This window comes from Roseateles sp. FW301-B2 (assembly GCF_058788955.1).
The window spans coordinates 43,400-60,797 of record NZ_JBYTBE010000004.1; the positions used below are offsets into that span (position 1 = coordinate 43,400).

At 67.8% G+C, this 17,398-nt stretch carries 13 protein-coding genes; 11 read left to right on the forward strand and 2 right to left on the reverse strand.

Going from position 1 to position 17,398, the window contains the following annotated elements; translation table 11 throughout:
• The first annotated feature begins 4 nt into the window (after positions 1–4).
• Positions 5–1,177, forward strand: coding sequence for a hypothetical protein (locus AC3WQY_RS04455; protein WP_492706149.1), 1,173 nt, complete (start codon positions 5–7; stop codon positions 1,175–1,177).
• Positions 1,174–2,307 carry a HupE/UreJ family protein gene (locus tag AC3WQY_RS04460; protein WP_492706151.1) on the forward strand — a complete coding sequence of 378 codons (1,134 nt, stop codon included), beginning with the start codon at positions 1,174–1,176 and terminating at the stop codon, positions 2,305–2,307. The genes AC3WQY_RS04455 and AC3WQY_RS04460 overlap by 4 nt, the downstream gene beginning before the upstream one ends.
• Here the strand turns inward: AC3WQY_RS04460 and cphA are convergent.
• Both cphA and AC3WQY_RS04470 read right to left on the reverse strand, forming a co-directional pair.
• Positions 2,294–4,873, reverse strand: coding sequence for a cyanophycin synthetase (cphA, locus tag AC3WQY_RS04465; protein ID WP_285235498.1), 2,580 nt, complete (start codon positions 4,871–4,873; stop codon positions 2,294–2,296). The genes AC3WQY_RS04460 and cphA overlap by 14 nt on opposite strands.
• Before the next feature lie 26 nt (positions 4,874–4,899).
• Entirely contained in the window at positions 4,900–7,071 is a 2,172-nt protein-coding gene (locus AC3WQY_RS04470; RefSeq protein ID WP_492706153.1) for a cyanophycin synthetase, read from the reverse strand.
• A gap of 205 nt (positions 7,072–7,276) precedes the next feature.
• On the opposite strand from AC3WQY_RS04470, the gene AC3WQY_RS04475 reads away from it, so the two are divergent.
• The 9 genes from AC3WQY_RS04475 to AC3WQY_RS04515 all read left to right on the forward strand — a co-directional run bounded on the left by AC3WQY_RS04475 (position 7,277) and on the right by AC3WQY_RS04515 (position 17,387).
• Positions 7,277–9,562: a cyanophycin metabolism-associated ABC transporter gene (locus AC3WQY_RS04475; RefSeq protein ID WP_285235500.1), complete on the forward strand. Its 2,286-nt coding sequence runs from the start codon at positions 7,277–7,279 to the stop codon at positions 9,560–9,562.
• A 2-nt stretch (positions 9,563–9,564) separates the two neighbouring features.
• Positions 9,565–10,041 (forward strand): cyanophycin metabolism-associated DUF1854 family protein, encoded by a 477-nt coding sequence (locus AC3WQY_RS04480; RefSeq protein ID WP_492706155.1) that lies wholly within the window; start codon positions 9,565–9,567, stop codon positions 10,039–10,041.
• 98 nt (positions 10,042–10,139) lie between these two features.
• A complete protein-coding gene (locus AC3WQY_RS04485) occupies positions 10,140–10,589 on the forward strand; it encodes a PaaI family thioesterase (RefSeq protein WP_492706157.1) in 450 nt (149 codons plus the stop codon).
• Positions 10,590–10,606: 17 nt separating this feature from the next.
• Positions 10,607–11,785, forward strand: a complete 1,179-nt coding sequence (locus AC3WQY_RS04490) for an isovaleryl-CoA dehydrogenase (protein ID WP_285235503.1) — start codon at positions 10,607–10,609, stop codon at positions 11,783–11,785.
• Between the two features lie 35 nt (positions 11,786–11,820).
• Entirely contained in the window at positions 11,821–12,501 is a 681-nt protein-coding gene (gene can, locus AC3WQY_RS04495; RefSeq protein WP_492706159.1) for a carbonate dehydratase, read from the forward strand.
• A gap of 19 nt (positions 12,502–12,520) precedes the next feature.
• Positions 12,521–14,326 carry a bifunctional isocitrate dehydrogenase kinase/phosphatase gene (aceK, locus tag AC3WQY_RS04500; protein WP_492706161.1) on the forward strand — a complete coding sequence of 602 codons (1,806 nt, stop codon included), beginning with the start codon at positions 12,521–12,523 and terminating at the stop codon, positions 14,324–14,326.
• A gap of 30 nt (positions 14,327–14,356) precedes the next feature.
• Positions 14,357–15,535 (forward strand): acetyl-CoA C-acyltransferase, encoded by a 1,179-nt coding sequence (locus tag AC3WQY_RS04505; RefSeq protein ID WP_492706163.1) that lies wholly within the window; start codon positions 14,357–14,359, stop codon positions 15,533–15,535.
• Between the two features lie 43 nt (positions 15,536–15,578).
• Positions 15,579–16,247 carry an SDR family oxidoreductase gene (locus tag AC3WQY_RS04510; RefSeq protein ID WP_492706165.1) on the forward strand — a complete coding sequence of 223 codons (669 nt, stop codon included), beginning with the start codon at positions 15,579–15,581 and terminating at the stop codon, positions 16,245–16,247.
• A 9-nt stretch (positions 16,248–16,256) separates the two neighbouring features.
• Positions 16,257–17,387, forward strand: a complete 1,131-nt coding sequence (locus AC3WQY_RS04515; protein WP_492706167.1) for an acyl-CoA dehydrogenase family protein — start codon at positions 16,257–16,259, stop codon at positions 17,385–17,387.
• The last annotated feature ends 11 nt before the right edge of the window (positions 17,388–17,398 follow it).

Here is a 17,398-nt window from a genome sequence, read left to right on the forward strand (position 1 = left end):
GGCGATGCGCAGACTGCCGAGCCTCCTCGTCCTGCTGCTTCTCAGTCTGCGCGGCCTGGCCAGCCCCTACACGCCGCAGGCGGATGAGGAGGTGCTGGAGCAGTTGCCGCGGCGCCTGGCGGCCGTGCCGCGCCAGGGCCTGGCGCTGCCGCAGGCGCTGGGCCTGGCGCAGGCCGCCCTGCAGCGCGCGCGGCAGGAGGGCGACCCGCGCGAACTGGGCCGGGCCCAGGCGCTGCTGGCACCCTGGTGGCACCTGCCCGCGCCGCCGCCGGCGGTGCGCCTGCTGCGTGCCAGCATGCTGCAGACCCAACATCGCTTCGATGCCGCCCTGCAGGATCTGGATGCGCTGCTGGCGAGTGCTTCCACGCCGCTGGCGCTGCGGGCCCAGGCCGAGCTGACGCGCGCCGCCCTGCTGCAGCTGCGCGGCCGTTGGCCCGAGGCGCGCAGCGCCTGCACGCGCCTGGCCGGGCTCAGCTATGCGGCCCTGGGCGCAGCTGTGCAGGTGCATGGCCGCGCCTGCCTGGCCGAGCTGGACAGCCTGCAAGGCCGCAACGAGAGCGCTGCCGCGGCCCTGGCCCAACTGGCCCGCTACCCGCAGGCGCCCGCGGCCTGGATCCTTTTGTTGCGCGCCGAACTGGCCGAGCGCCGTGGCCTGGCCGAAGCGGAGGCGCTGTACCGCCAGGCCCTGCAGGCCGAACCTTCCATCTACACGCGCGCCGCGCTGGCCGACTGGCTGCTGGCGCGCAAGCGCTGGGCCGAGGCCGCCGCGCTGGTGCTGGCCCACCAGTCCGACCAGGCCGAGCTGATGCGCCTGCCCGATGCCCTGCTGCTGCGCCTGGCGATTGCCTGGCGTGCCGGCGGCGATGCGCGCGCCAGCGAGGCGGCCGCGCAGCTCCAAGAGCGCTTCGAGGCCGCCGCCCTGCGCGGCGACGGCAGCGCCCATGCGCGCGAGCGGGCGCGCTACGCCCTCGATGTGCGGCCCGATGCCGGCGCAGCCCTGCAACAGGCGATCGCCAACTGGGCTCTGCAGCGCGAGCCGGCCGATGCCTGGCTGCTGCGGCGCGCGGCGCAGTTGCCGGCCGCGCCCAAGCCATTGGTGGCGCAGGCGCGGCAGGCGTTCGAGCAGTTCCGGCGCGAGAGCGGCATGCAGGATGCGCGCTGGAGCGCTGCCTCATGAAGCGGGCGCTGATGGTGTGGTTGCTGCTGCTGTGCGCCGGCGCTGCCCAGGCCCACAAGGCCAGCGATGCCTATCTGATCTTGGAGGCCGATGCCACGGGGCTCAGCGAGCGCGTCGACATCGCGCTGCGCGATCTGGACCGCGAGCTGCAGCTGGACGCGGATGACAACGGCCAGCTGAGCTGGGGCGAGCTGAGGGCGCGCGCCGGGGAGATCGACCAGCTGGCCCGGCAGGGCCTGGACATGACGCTGACGGATGCCGATGGCGGCCGCTGCGTGCCGCAAGCCCTGGCCCCGCTGCAGATCGAAACCCGCAGCGATGGCCGCTACGCGGTGCTGCAGCGGCGCTGGCAATGCCGCGCCCCCGCGCAAGACCTGACCCTCAGCTACCGCCTCTTTGCCGCCAGCGACCCCACGCACCGTGGCGTGCTGATCCTGCGCGGGCCCGCCGGGGCGGCGCAGACCCTGGTGCTGGCCCCCGATGGCCACGCCACGCCGCTGCGCCTGGGTGCAGCGCACAGCCTGCTGAGCGTGCTGCGCGATGGCGTGCACCATATCTGGATCGGCCTGGACCACATCCTCTTCCTGCTCGCGCTGCTGCTGCCGGCGGTGCTGGTGCGGGAGGGGAATCATTGGCGGCCCGCTACGCCGCTGCGGCCCGTGCTGCTGGATGTGCTGGGGGTGGTGAGCGCCTTCACGCTGGCGCACAGCATCACGCTGGCGCTGGCCGCCTTCGAGATCCTGAGCCCGCCCTCGCGCTGGGTCGAGTCGCTGATCGCCGCCTCGGTGCTGCTGGCGGCGCTGAACAATCTCTGGCCGCTGCTGTTGCATGGCCGTTGGCGCCTGACCTTTGCCTTCGGCCTGGTGCACGGCTTCGGCTTCGCCAGCGCGCTCAGGGAGCTGGGCCTGCAGCGCGAGGCCCTGGCCGGGCCGTTGCTGATGTTCAACCTGGGCGTGGAACTCGGCCAGCTCGCTGTGGTGGCGGGCTTCATGGGCCTGGTATGGGGCCTGCGGCGCCGGCCCGGCTACCCGCGTTGGGTGCTGGGCGGCGGCTCGCTGCTGATTGCCCTGCTGGCCCTGGTCTGGCTGCTGGAGCGCAGCCTGGACCTGGACCTGCTCAGCCCGCGCTGATGCGCTGCGCCAGATGCGCCAGCGCCTCTTCCACCTGGTCCACCAGCACCAGGCAGAGGTCGCCCGGCTGCAGGCGCGCCAGCGCGGTGTCGATGGCGATGAACTCGCCGCGGATCTCGTCGACGTGGCTCACGCGCTTGGCGCCTTCCAGGCCCTGGCGCAGCAGCGCCAGCACCTCGCCGTCCTCGCGGCCGCGCTGGCAGGCATCCTGGAACAGCAGCACGTCGTCGAAGGCATCGCCGAGGATCTGGGTCTGGATGCGGATGTCCTCGTCGCGGCGGTCGCCGGCACCCGAGATCACCACCGAGCGCTTCTTGGCCGGCATGGCCTGCACGGCGGCGACCAGGGCGCGCATCGCATCGCCGTTGTGGCCGTAGTCGGCGATCACGGTGGCGCCGCGGTAGTCCATCACATTGAAGCGGCCGGGCGCGTTGTCGGCATCATTGGCAAAGCTGCCGACGCCGCGGCGGATGGTGTCCCAGTCCAAGCCCACGCCCCAGGCCGCCGCCACCGAGGCCATGGCGTTCTCGACCTGGAAGCCGATGCTGCCGTGGCGGGTGATGGGGATGTCGCGCAGCGGGATGCTTTCGCGCCAGGAGCCTTGCGCGGCCACCAGCTGGTCGCCGTCCACATAGACGCAGCGCTTGCCCTGGGCACGGTGGGTGGCCATCAGCGGGTGGTGGCGGTCGGCCGCGAAATAGATGATCTGGCCCGGGCACACGCTGGCCATATTGGCCACCACCGGGTCGGCGGCGTTCAGCACCGCATAGCCGCTGGGCGCCACGTTCTGCACGATCACGCGCTTCACCAGGGCCAGCTCTTCCACGGTGTTGAGGAAGTTCATGCCGAGGTGGTCGCCCTCGCCGAGGTTGGTGACCACGGCCACCTGGCAGCGGTCAAAACCCAGGCCCTCGCGCAGCACGCCGCCGCGCGCGGTCTCGAACACGGCCGCTTCCACATCGGGGTGCATCAGCACATTGCGCGCGCTCTTGGGGCCCGAGCAATCGCCGCTGTCGATCTGGCGGCCGTCCACATAGACGCCGTCGGTATTCGTCATGCCCACGCGCAGGCCCATGGTGGCGAACAGATGGGCGATCAGGCGCGAGGTGGTGGTCTTGCCATTGGTGCCGGTGACGGCCACCACCGGGATGCGGCCGTCTTCGCTCTTCTGGCCATGGCCGTAGAGGTGGCTGATGATGGCCTCGCCGACATTGCGGCCCTTGCCATAGCTGGGCGAGAGATGCATGCGCAGGCCGGGCGCGGCGTTCACCTCGACGATACCGCCGCTCTGCTCTTCCAGCGGGCGCAGCACGCTCTCGGCCACCACGTCGACGCCGCAGACATGCAGGCCCACCACCTGGGCGGCGGCCACGGCGCGTGCCGCCACATCGGGATGCACATCGTCCGTCACATCGGTGGCGGTGCCGCCGGTGGAGAGGTTGGCGTTGTTGCGCAGGATCACGCGGCGGCCCTTCTCGGGCACCGATTCCGGGGTCAGGTCTTGCTGCACCAGGCGCGCCACGGCGATGTCGTCGAAGCGGATCTTGGTGAGCGAGGTGGCATGGCCGTCGCCGCGCTTGGGGTCGGCGTTGACCTTGTCGACCAGCTGCTTGACAGTGTGCACGCCGTCGCCGATCACATGCGGGGGATCGCGGCGCGCGGCGGCGATCAACTTGTCGCCGATCACCAGCAGGCGGTAGTCGCTGCCGGGCAGGAACTTCTCCACCATCACCTGGCCGATCTCGTCGGCGGCCTTGTAGGCCTCATCCAGTTGCTGGCGCGTCGTCACGTTGACGGTCACGCCCTTGCCCTGGTTGCCGTCCACCGGCTTCACCACCACCGGCAGGCCGATCTCTTCGGCCACGGCCCAGGCCTCGTCGGGCGTGTCCACCGGCGCACCGATGGGAACCGGCACGCCGGCGGATTGCAGCAGGCGCTTGGAGAGATCCTTGTCCTGGGCGATCGACTCGCTCACCGCGCTGGTGGCGTCGACCTCGGCGGCCCAGATGCGGCGCTGCTTGGCGCCCCAGCCGAACTGCACCAGGCTGCCCTGGGTGAGGCGGCGGAAGGGCACGCCGCGCTTCACCGCGGCATCGACGATGGAGCCGGTGGAAGGGCCCAGGCGCACGTCTTCGTCCAGCTCGCGCAGCTTGGCCAGCACGGCCTCGCTGTCAAACGTGCCGCCGTCCATGGCGGCGCTGACCAGGCGCACGGCCTGCTCGAAGGCCAGGCGGCCCACGTCTTCCTCGCTGTACTCGACCACCACCTGGTAGGTGCCCTCTTCCGAGGTCACATGGGTGTGGCTGAAGGTCACCGGGCAGCCGGCTTGGGCCTGCAGGGCCAGGGTGGCCTGCTCCAGCACATGGGCCAGCGAGATCGCGACGCGCTGGGCGCTGGCCGGCCGCAGGGCGCCGATGCTGGGGAAGAGGGCGCGCAGGCGGGCCTCGAAGCCGGCCATGTCGGTGATGGAGCGTTCGGCTTCGTTGCACATCACCACCGCCTCGATGGCGGTGTGACGGCTCCACATATTGGGGCCACGCAGGGCTCGGGTGCGAGAGACTTCCATGGTGCTCGGTCTTCTATGTGGGTTGCTTATTGGGCGAGTTCGGGCACGAAGGTGTCCAGGCCGGCCGAGATCAGTTCGGGGGAGATGTTGAGGGCCCAGGCGGTGGCCACCGCGGCCAGCAGGGTGGCCGCATCGGTGGCCTGGCCGGCAGCGGCGAAGCGCTTCATCAGGGCCTCGATATTGGCGCCCGAGGTTTCGGAAGCGCCCTGCGCCAGCACCGCGGCGCCGCCCTGCAGGAAGACCGCGCGGCCGCCCTTGTCGCGGTGGGCGGCAAGGGCGTCGCTGTCGAGCGCGTAGAACACCACCTCGCCATCGCAGAGCTCGGCCATTTCCACCAGCTGCGGGTCGGCGGCATTCAGCACCGCGGCGCCGTCGGACAGCACCACGTCGATCTGGGTGCGCAACACCTTGAAGAGCTGGTCGTGGGTGCGGATGTCGTGCTCGTCCAGCTGGCCCAGCGCGGCGGTGTCGGTCACCACGCCGACCTGGCAGCGGTCATAGGCGAGGCCGTCGGTGAGGATGGTGGCGGCGCTGTTCTGCACCACCACGGCGTCCACGCCGCGGTTCATCAGCAGGCGGTGCGCGGCATCCCAGCGCGCGCTGGGCTTCTTCTCGACCCGGCGGGTGCCGAGGAAGAGGCCGTCGTTGCAGGCCAGGCCCACATGGCGGCCGTTCAGGTGCAGCAGCCAGGCCACCAGGCGGGTAATGTGCTGGCCGCCTGCAGAGGCGGTTACGCCGACGATGGGGATGCGACCGTTCTCGTCCTCGGCGAAGAGGTGGTCGATGATGGCCTGACCGACCGGCTGGGGCATGCCCTCGGCGGGCTTCAGGTGCATCAGGAGGCCGGGGCCGGCGTTCACCTCGACGATGGCGCCGCCGGTTTCCGAGAGCGGCCTGGAGATGTCTTCGCTCACCAGATCGACGCCGGCGATGTCCAGCCCGATGGTGCGCGCGGCCAGCGAGACCACATGGGCCACCTCGGGGTGGACCTGGGCGGTGCAGTCGATCGCCACATTGCCGTTGCGCTGGATCAGCACGCGCTGTCCGGCCGCCGGCACGGCATCGGGGGTCAGGTCTTGACGCTGCAGATCCAGCAGGATGACGGCGTCTTCGGGCACGTCGATGCGATTCAGCGGGAAGTCTTCGGTGAGGCCACGGCGCGGGTCGGTGTTGATCTGCTGATCCACCAGTTGCACGACCGTGTGCTTGCCGTCGCCGGTGATCCAGGCCTCGTCGCCGCGCGCGGCGGCCACCACCGATCCGCCCACCACCAACAGGCGGTGCTCGTTGCCGGGGATGTTGCGCTCCACCAGCACCTCGGAGCCATTGCGCTCGGCCAGCTCGAAGGCGGCGCGCACATCGGCCTCGCGTTTCAGGTCCAGGGTGACGCCGCGGCCGTGGTTGCCGTCGGAGGGCTTCACCACCACCGGCAGACCCAGGTCCTGGGCGGCTTCCCAGGCCTCGTCGGCGTTCTTCACCGCCTGGCCCTCGGGCACCGGCACGCCCACCGACTTGAGCAGGCTCTTGGTGAGGTCCTTGTCGCGCGCAATGCCTTCGGCGATCGCGCTGGTCATGTCGGTCTCGGCCGTCCAGATGCGGCGCTGGCGCGCGCCATGGCCCAGCTGCACGAGGTTGCCGTCGTTCAGGCGGATATGGGGGATGCGGCGATCCGTCGCCGCAGCGACGATCGCCGCGGTGCTGGGGCCGAGGTAGCAATCGTCCACCTTGTCGCGCACGCGGGCGACAGCGGCGCTCACGTCAAAGGCCTCGGCGTTGATGGCGGCCATCAGCAGCGCATGGCCCTCGGCCAGGGCGGCACGCGCCACCTGCTCGTCGCGGGCGCGGAACACCATGCGGTAGACGCCGGTGGCGGAGGTGCTGCGGGTCTGGCCGAAGCCGGTGGGCATGCCCGACAGGTTCAGCAACTCGATCACCACATGCTCCAGCACATGGCCCATCCAGGTGCCCTCGGTGAGGCGCTGCATGAAGCCGCCGCGCTCGCCCACGCCGCAATGGTGCTCGATCAGGGCCGGCAGCTGATGGGTGAGGCGATCGTTGAAACCCGGCAGCAGGTTGGAGGGGAAGTCCTCCAGCTTGCCCAGATCCAACCAGACTTCGAGGACCGGGCGGTAGGTCCACATATTGGGACCCCGCAAATAGTTGACGCGCAAAAGCTTGATGTCGTCGTGTCTGCTCATGGGTGAGGGGCCTGGGTCGGGTCTTTGCAAGGGCTGGGAAAAAGGCAAGGCGTAATTGTGCGCTCAACCGGGGGTGAGTTTGGCGGCGGGGGTGTTAGCGCCTGCTTCTGATACGCGCCGGTGCTGGCCGGCGTCCTTCTGAGTGAAAATCAGCGCTCAAACACAGCAACATGGCCCTCTCGGGGCGAAGTTGGCACAACACAAAATGCAGCATCACCATCCCGACGGCGCGCCGGACCAGCATCCGGAATTGGCTACCTTGCAGGCGCGTCTCACGAGAGACGAGAACGTTGTAGCCCCGCTGGAGGTTGACCTGGACGCGCAGCTGCGCTTTGCGCGCAGCTTGTTGGTGCTCACCAACAAACGCCTGCTGGCCTGGGATGCGGGCACGCGGCAATGGTCGGAATGGGCGCTGCATCCGGGCCTGGCGATGAAGATTTCGGACCATGCCGGGGTCGGTTGCCTGGAACTTGTGGATCAAACGCAACGCCTGGCCCAGTGGCGCTTCACCTTGCAGATCAATTTGCAGGCGCAGCGCTGGCAGGAGGCCTTCGAGCGCCGCGACGAGCCCGAGCGCGCCCAGGCCGAGGAGCTGGAGTTCTGCCCCAGCTGCCACGCCCCCTTGCCGCCGCCGCCCGACAACGAGGAATGCCCCACCTGCGCGCGCGAGCTGCATACGCCGCCCTCCACCTGGGTGTTGCTGCGCCTGTGGCGCTTTGCGCGCCCCTACCAGGGTCAGCTCTTGCTGGGTTTTCTGCTCATGCTGGGCGCCACCGGCGCCACCCTGGTCGGCCCCTATCTGTACCGGCCGCTGATGGACGAGGTGCTGATCCCCTTCCAGCAGGGCCACAAGATCGACCCCTGGCTGGTGGCCCTGTACCTGAGCGGCCTGCTGGGCGCGGGCCTGGTGTCCTGGATCCTGGGCTGGGCCAAGACCTATATCCTGGCGCTGGTCTCCGAGCGCATCGCCGCCGATCTGCGCACCAACACCTTCGAGCACCTGCTGAGCCTCTCGCTGGAGTACTTCAGCAACAAGCGCACCGGCGACCTGATGTCGCGTATCGGCTCCGAGACCGACCGCATCAGCGTGTTCCTCTCCCTGCATGCGCTGGACTTCATCACCGACGTGCTGATGCTGGCGATGACGGCCATCATCCTGTTCTCCATCAACCATTGGTTGGCGCTGGCCACCCTGGTGCCGCTGCCCTTCATCGCCTGGATGATCCACCTGGTGCGCGACCGCCTGCGCACCGGCTTCGAGAAGATCGATCGGGTCTGGGGCGAGGTCACCAGCGTGCTGGCCGACACCATTCCCGGCATCCGCGTGGTCAAGGCCTTTGCCCAGGAGCGGCGCGAGGCCAAGCGCTTCAAGGACGCCAACCAGAACAATCTGCAGGTCAATGACCGGCTCAACAAGACCTGGAGCCTGTTCGGCCCCACCGTCTCGCTGCTCACCGAGATGGGCCTGCTGGTGGTCTGGGCCTTCGGCATCTACCTGGTCTCCAAGCAGGACATCACGGTCGGTGTGCTGACCTCCTTCCTGGCCTATATCGGCCGCTTCTATGGCCGCATGGATTCGATGAGCCGCATCGTCTCGGTGACGCAGAAGGCCGCCGCCGGCGCCAAGCGCATCTTCGACATCCTCGACCATCAATCGAATGTGCCGGAGCCCGTCAACCCGACCAAGCTGGAGCAGGTCAGGGGCGGCATCCAGATGCAGGACATCGGTTTCCGCTATGGCAACCGTGCCGTCATCCGCGGCCTGAGCCTGGACATCCAGCCCGGCGAGATGATCGGCCTGGTGGGCCACAGCGGCTCGGGCAAGAGCACGCTGGTGAACCTGATCTGCCGCTTCTACGACGTCACCGAGGGTTCCATCAAGGTGGACGGCGTGGACCTGCGCCGCATCGGCGTGGCCGACTACCGCCAGCACATCGGCCTGGTGCTGCAGGAGCCCTTCCTGTTCTTCGGCACGATTGCCGAGAACATCGCCTACGGCAAGCCCGAGGCCACGCGCGAGGAGATCGTGGCCGCGGCGCGCGCTGCCCATGCGCATGAATTCATCCTGCGCCTGCCGCAGGGCTACGACTCGCTGGTGGGCGAGCGCGGCCAGGGCCTCTCGGGCGGCGAGCGCCAGCGCATCTCGATTGCGCGCGCGCTGCTGATCAACCCGCGCCTGCTGATCCTCGACGAAGCCACCTCCTCGGTGGACACCGAGACCGAGAAGGAGATCCAGAAGGCGCTGGACAATCTGGTGCAGGGCCGCACCACCATCGCCATTGCCCACCGCCTCTCGACGCTGCGCAAGGCCGATCGCCTGGTGGTGATGGACCGCGGCCAGGTGGTGGAAGTGGGCCCGCACGACGAGTTGATGGCCAAGCAGGGTGCCTACTGGCGCCTCTACGAGGCACAGGCGCGCCGCATGGACGAGGGCGAGCCCGAGCCTATCACCCTGCCCAACCCCAGCGCCCACACGGCGGAGGCCGCATGAGCATGACGACGACTCCCCCTTACCAGCAACTCGCCCGCAACGCCTATGGGCGCCTGGTGCTGATCGATGCCGAGGGTGTCGAGCATGTGGGCGTGAACCCGGTGCGCGCCCACCCGATCTCGGCGCCCGACGAGGGCGTCTCCCTGGTCGGGCCGGACGGCCATGAGCTGGCCTGGATTGACCGACTCTCGGCCCTGCCCAGGCCCGAGCGCGAGCTGCTGGAGAGCGAATTTGCCGCCCGTGAGTTCACCCCCACGGTGACGCGGCTGAAAAAGGTCTCGACCTTCTCCACCCCCAGCCTCTGGACGGTGGAGACCGACCGCGGCGAGGCCAGCTTCATCCTCAAGACCGAGGAAGACATCCGCCGCCTGGGCGAGGGGCGTCTGCTCATCACCACCAGCCACGGCCTGCAGTTCATGGTGCAGGATCGCTTCGCGCTGGATCGTGGCTCCAAGAAGCTGCTGGAACGCTTCCTCTGATAAGTGCTTAGGTAATTCTGCAGGGGGCGCCGGACGCTGCTGAGCCCTTACAATTGACGTTTACGTAAACGTAAGTCAACCCAAGCAGGAGCCGACCCATGCAAGCAGCGGATCAGCATTACGCCCAGCGGGTGCGCGATTCCTTCGCCCTGCAGGCGGTGATGAAGACGCTGGGCGCGGAGTTGGGCGCGGTGGAGGCTGGCAGGGTGTTGATCACCATGGCGCACAAGCCCGAGTTGTGCCAGCAGCACGGCTTCCTGCATGCCGGCATCGTGTCCACGGCGCTGGACTCGGCCTGCGGCTATGCCGCCTACAGCCTGATGCCGGCCGATGCGGCGGTGTTGACGATCGAATTCAAGATCAATCTGCTTGCGCCGGCGCGCGGGCCGCTGTTCCGCTTCGAGGGCCAGGTGGCCAAGGCCGGTCGTACCATCAGCGTGGTCGAGGGCCGTGCCTACGGGTTCGAGGCCGGCGGCGAAGAAAAATTGGTGGCGACCATGAGCGCCACCGTGATGACGGTTCTGGGCCGCGACGGCCTCAAACATTGAAAAGTAGGAGACAAACCATGAATCTGCCCGGCCTGAACTTCCAACTCGGCGAAGACATCGACGCGCTGCGCGACACCGTGCGCGCCTTTGCCGACGCCGAGATCGCCCCGCGTGCCGCGGCGATCGACCACAGCGACCAGTTCCCCATGGATCTGTGGCGCAAGATGGGCGAGCTGGGCATCCTGGGCGTGACCGTGTCCGAGGAATACGGCGGCGCCAATATGGGCTATCTGGCGCATATGGTGGCGATGGAGGAGATCAGCCGCGGTTCGGCCTCGGTGGGCCTGTCCTACGGCGCGCACAGCAACCTCTGCGTGAACCAGATCAACCGCAACGGCAACGCGGCGCAGAAGGCCAAGTACCTGCCCAAGCTGATCAGCGGCGAGCATGTCGGGGCGCTGGCGATGAGCGAGCCGGGCGCCGGCTCCGACGTCATCAGCATGAAGCTCAAGGCCGAGGACAAGGGTGGGGTTTACCTGCTCAACGGCAACAAGATGTGGATCACCAACGGCCCCGATGCCGACACCCTGGTGGTCTACGCCAAGACCGAGCCCGAGCTGGGCGCGCGCGGCGTCACCGCCTTCCTGATCGAAAAGGGCATGAAGGGTTTCTCAATCGCACAGAAGCTCGACAAGCTGGGCATGCGCGGCAGCCATACCGGCGAGCTGGTGTTCCAGAACGTCGAGGTGCCGGCCGAGAACGTGCTGGGTGCGGTGAACGGCGGCGCCAAGGTGCTGATGTCGGGCCTGGACTATGAGCGCGCCGTGCTCACCGGCGGCCCGCTGGGCATCATGCAAAGCGTGATGGACAACGTCATCCCCTACATCCACGACCGCAAGCAGTTCGGCCAGAGCATCGGCGAGTTTCAGCTCATCCAGGGCAAGGTGGCGGACATGTACACCGTGCTGCAGGCCGGCCGCAGCTTTGCCTACACGGTGGCCAAGAACCTCGACCTGCTGGGCAGCGAGCATGTGCGCCAGGTGCGCAAGGACTGCGCCTCGGTGATCCTCTGGACCGCCGAAAAGGCCACCTGGATGGCCGGCGAGGGCGTGCAGATCTTTGGTGGCAACGGCTATATCAACGAATACCCGCTGGGCCGTCTGTGGCGCGATGCCAAGCTGTATGAAATCGGCGCCGGCACCTCGGAGATCCGCCGCATGCTGATCGGCCGCGAGCTGTTCGCGGAGACCATGTAAGCACAGCGACCCGCCGCCACCGCGACAATGCCGCCATGAGTACTGAACTTCAAGAACTGCTGGACAGCAACAAGCAATGGGCCGCCGAGACCGAGGCGCGCGAACCCGGGTTTTTCTCGCGCCTGCTCAAGCAGCAGACGCCGCAATACCTGTGGATAGGCTGCGCCGACAGCCGGGTGCCGGCGAACGAGCTGGTGAACCTGCTGCCGGGCGAGCTGTTCGTGCACCGCAATGTCGCCAATGTGGTGGTGCACTCGGACCTCAACTGCCTCTCGGTGATGCAGTTCGCGGTGGATGCGCTGAAGGTCAAGCACATCATCGTCGTCGGCCATTCCAACTGCGGCGGCGTGAAGGCGGCGCTGCTGGACGTGCGCACCGGCCTGGTGGACAACTGGCTGCGCCATGTGCAGGACGTGCGCAACCACCATCACGAATGGCTGGACAGCATCGACGCCAACCAGCGCGTCAACGCCCTGTGCGAGCTGAACGTGCTGGAGCAGGCCCGCAACGCCTGCCAGACCACCGTGGTGCAGGATGCCTGGGCGCGCGGCCAGGAGGTGGTGGTGCATGGCTGGGTCTATGGCCTGCACAACGGCCTGCTGGAGGATCTGCGCATCACGGTGGCCGCCGCGGACCAATTGGCCGCGGCCTTCCAGAAAGCCTTGAGCGCCGTCAAGGCCCGCTACGAGCGGGCCCGGATAAGCTCGGCAGACTGACCCTCAGCACAGAGCCGCGATGTTCCCCCAGAAGCTCACCGACTCGCGCGCCTTCGAGATCGCGCAGACCATGCTCGGTGGCTTCAATCGTCATTACCGCCTGTTCCGCGCCACCTCGGCCGAGGCCAAGCAGCGCTTCGAGCGCGGCGACTGGCATGGCCAGCAGCGGGCCCAGCGCGAGCGCATCGAGTTCTACGACAAGCGCGTGGACGAGGGCATCGCGCTGCTGGAGGAGCGCTTCCAGGCCAGTCGGCTGGAGATGGAGGTCTGGCAGCAGGTCAAGCTGCACTACATCGGCCTGCTCACCAACCATCACCAGCCCGAGCTGGCCGAGACCTTCTTCAACTCGGTGTGCACGCGCATCCTGCACCACAGCTATTTCCACAACGATTTCATCTTTGTGCGGCCGGCCGTCTCCACCGAATACATCGAGAACGAAGAGCCCGCTGCCAAGCCCACCTTCCGTTGCTACTACCCGACGCGCGAGACCATGCACGAGACCATGGTGCGCATCGTCAACAACTTCCAGCTCGAGCGCGAGTTCGAGGACCTGGGCCGCGACGCCGACCATGTGCTGAGCGCGGTGCAGCGCGAGCTGGGCCTGTTCCGCTGGCGCACCAATTTCCAGATCCAGGTGCTCTCGTCGCTGTTCTATCGCAACAAGGGCGCCTACCTGGTGGGCAAGATCATCAACGGCTTCACCGAGACGCCGTTTGCCCTGCCGATCCTGCACAACGAGCGCGGTCTGCTGCAGATCGATGCGGCGCTGTTCGGCGAGGACGAGTTGCTGATGCTGTTCAGCTTTGCGCGTGCCTACTTCATGGTGGACATGGAGGTGCCCAGCGCCTACGTGCAGTTCCTGCGCTCGATGATGCCCCGCAAGCCGCGCGCCGAGCTCTACAGCGCGATCGGCCTGCAGAAGCACGGCAAGAACCTGTTCTACCGCGACTTCCTCTACCACCTGCGCCACAGCAGCGACAAGTTCCGCATCGCGCCCGGCATCAAGGGCATGGTGATGCTGGTGTTCGACCTGCCCAGCTACCCCTTCGTCTTCAAGCTCATCAAGGACTTCTTCCCGGCACAGAAGGAGACCTCGCGCGAGCTCATCCAGAGCAAGTACCTGCTGGTGAAGCAGCACGACCGCGTCGGCCGCATGGCCGACACGCTGGAGTACAGCAATGTCGCCTTCCCGCGCTACCGCTTTGATGAAGAGCTGATCGCCGAGCTCCGGCACTTCTGCCCCAGCCTGCTGGAAGAGCAGGGCGAGGACCTGGTGCTCAAGCATGTCTATATCGAGCGCCGCATGGTGCCGCTCAATATCTACCTGCAGGAAGCCACGCCGCAGCAGCTCGAGCATGCGGTGATCGAGTACGGCAATGCCATCAAGGATCTGGTGGCCGCCAATATCTTCCCGGGCGACATGCTGTGGAAGAACTTCGGCGTGACGCGCCACGGCAAGGTCGTGTTCTACGACTATGACGAGATCGAATACCTGACCGACTGCAACTTCCGCCGCGTGCCCGCGCCGCGCAATGAAGAGGAAGAGATGTCGGGCGAGATCTGGTACCGCGTCGGGCCGCGCGACGTCTTCCCCGAAACCTTCGGCCCCTTTCTCTTGGGCCATCCGGGTGTGCGCGAGGTCTTCATGCGCCACCACGCCGATCTTCTCGACGCCGAGTTCTGGCAGGGCCACAAGCAGCGCATCCTGGCCGGCCATGTGCACGACGTCTTCCCCTATGAGGCGCACAAGCGCTTCTATGCCAGGTATGGCAAGGCAGCGCCGCTGCTGGCCGAGCCCGAGCATCGCGAACTGCCGATCCAGTAGGTAGTCAGTCTTTTTTGAAGGAGAACTCTCATGTCCGACTCCATCGTCATCGTCTCCGCCGCCCGCACGCCCATCGGTGGCCTGCTGGGTGATTTCTCGGGCCTGCAGGCCTGGGAGCTGGCCGCCGTGGCCATCAAGGCCGCGGTCGAACGCGCCGGCGTGCCCGGCGACGCCATCCAGGAAGCCTTCATCGGCAACTGCCTGATGGCCGGCCAGGGCCAGGCCCCGGCGCGCCAGGCGGTGCTCAAGGCCGGCCTGCCGCAATCGGTGGGCGCGGTGACGCTGTCCAAGATGTGCGGCGCCGGCATGCGCGCCACCATGTTTGCGCACGACACCCTGAAGGCCGAGAGCGCCGACATCCTGATCGCCGGCGGCATGGAATCGATGACCAATGCGCCCCACCTGATGTTCGCGCGCAAGGGCGTGAAGTACGGCGCCGCGCAGATGTATGACCACATGGCCCTGGACGGCCTGGAAGACGCTTACGAGCGCGGCAAGGCCATGGGCGTGTTCGCCGAGCAATGCGTGGCCAAGTACGCGTTCACGCGCGAGGCGCAGGACGCCTTCGCGATCGCGTCCACCGAGCGTGCCAAGCGCGCCAACACCGACGGCAGCTTCGCCTGGGAAATCGCCCCGGTGACGGTGGCCGGCCGTGCCGGTGACACCGTGTTCGACAAGGACGAGCAGCCCTTCAAGGCCAAGCTTGACAAGATCGCCGGCCTCAAGCCCGCCTTCAAGAAGGACGGCACCATCACCGCCGCCACCTCGTCCAGCATCTCCGACGGCGCCGCCGCGATGGTGCTGATGCGCGAGAGCACCGCCGCCAAGCTGGGCCTGGCCCCGGTGGCACGCATCGTCGGTACGGCCGTGCACGCGAATGCGCCGGAATGGTTCACCACCGCCCCGGTGGGTGCGATCCAGAAGCTGCTGGCCAAGAACGGCTGGGATGCCAAGAGCGTGGATCTGTGGGAAGTCAACGAAGCGTTTGCCGCCGTCACCATGGCGGCGATGGCCGAGTTCAAGCTGCCGCACGAGATCGTCAACGTGAACGGTGGCGCCTGCGCGCTGGGCCACCCGATCGGCGCCTCGGGCGCCCGCATCATCGTCACCCTGCTGGGCGCGCTGAAGCACCGCGGCCTGAAGCGCGGCGTGGCAGCGCTGTGCATCGGCGGCGGCGAAGCGACTGCCGTTGGCGTGGAGCTCCTGTGAAGCTCCGCGCAAGGCAGTCGGCGGTCGGCGTGGAACTGCTCTGATGAGCAAGGCCCTGGTCATCGGCGCCTCGCGGGGCATCGGCCTCGAGTTCGTGCGCCAGTACCGCGCCGCCGGTGCCCAGGTGGTGGCCACGGCCCGCAGCGAGGAGGGCCTGGCGCGCCTGCGCGAGCTGGGCGCCAGCGCGCTCAGGCTCGATGTGGCCGACACGGCCAGCGCTGCCGGCCTGGCCTGGCAGATCGACGGCCAGCAGTTCGACGAGGTCGTCATCGTGGCCGGTGTCTACGGGCCGCGCATCGCCGGCCTGCAGACGCCCAGCGAGGCCGATTTCGATGCGGTGATGCACACCAATGTGCTGGGGCCTATGCGCGTGCTGCCGCAGCTGAGCGAGGCGCTCGCGCCGGGCGCCAGGCTGGCCATCATCTCCTCGCGCATGGGCTCCATCGGCCTGCGCAGCAGCGGCAGCGGCTGGCTTTACCGTGCCTCCAAGGCGGCGGTGAATTCGGTGCTCAAGGATGCCTCGCTGCTGCTGCAGGAGCAGGCCATCTGCATCAGCCTGCACCCCGGCTGGGTGCGCACCGAGATGGGCGGCGAAGGCGCCGACATCGACGTGACCACCAGCGTGGCCGGCATGCGCACCGTGCTGGCCACCCTCAAGCCCGCCCACAACGGCGGCTTTTTCAATTACGACGGCCAAGCCCTGGCCTGGTGAGACGACCCTATGCTTTTGAGTGACGACCATCGCGCGGTGCAAGACGCCGTGCGCGCCTTTGTGCAGGACCAGATTGCCCCCAAGGCAGCCGAATGGGACAAGAGCCACCATTTCCCGGCCGCCGAACTCAAGGGCCTGGCGGAGCTGGGTTGCTATGGCGTGGCCGTGCCCACCGAGTACGACGGCGCGGGCCTGGACTATCTGGCGCTTGCCATCATCCTGGAAGAGATCGGTGCCGGCGACGGCGCCACCTCCACCGTGGTGAGCGTCAACAACTGCCCGGTCTGTTCGATCCTGATGGCCTTCGCCAACGAGGAACAGAAGCAGCGTTTCCTCAAGCCCCTGGCGCGCGGCGAGATGCTGGGCGCCTTCTGCCTCACCGAGCCGCATGTGGGTTCGGAGGCGGGCGGGCTCAAGACCACCGCGGTGCGTGACGGCGATCACTATGTGCTCAACGGCGTCAAGCAGTTCATCACCAGCGGCAAGAACGGCGACTTGGCCATCGTGATGGCCGTCACCGACAAGGCCGCCGGCAAGAAGGGCATCAGCGCCTTCCTCGTGCCCACCAACACGCCCGGTTATGTGGTGGCGCGCATCGAGGACAAGATGGGCCAGCATGCCAGCGACACGGCGCAGATCCTGTTCGAGAACTGCCGCATCCCGGCCGCCAATCTGCTGGGCGAGGAGGGCCAGGGCCTGAAGATCGCGCTCTCGGGTCTGGAGGGCGGCCGCATCGGCATTGCCTCGCAGGCGGTGGGCATGGCGCGCGCGGCCTTCGAGGCGGCGCTCAAGTACAGCAAGGAGCGCAGCTCCTTCGGCCAGCCCATCTTCAACCACCAGGCGATCCAGTTCAAGCTCGCCGACATGGCCACCCAGATCGAGGCCGCGCGCCAGTTGATCTGGCATGCCGCCAGCCTCAAGGACGCCGGCCAGCCCTGCCTCAAGCAGGCGGCGATGGCCAAGCTCTTTGCCACCGAGATGGCCGAGCGCGTCTGCTCGGACGCCATCCAGGTGCACGGCGGCTACGGCTATGTGAGCGACTTCCCGGTCGAGCGCATCTACCGCGATGTACGCGTGTGCCAGATCTACGAGGGCACCTCCGAAGTGCAGAAGATCCTCATCGGCCGCGCCCTGGGCTGAAGGGCTTCAGG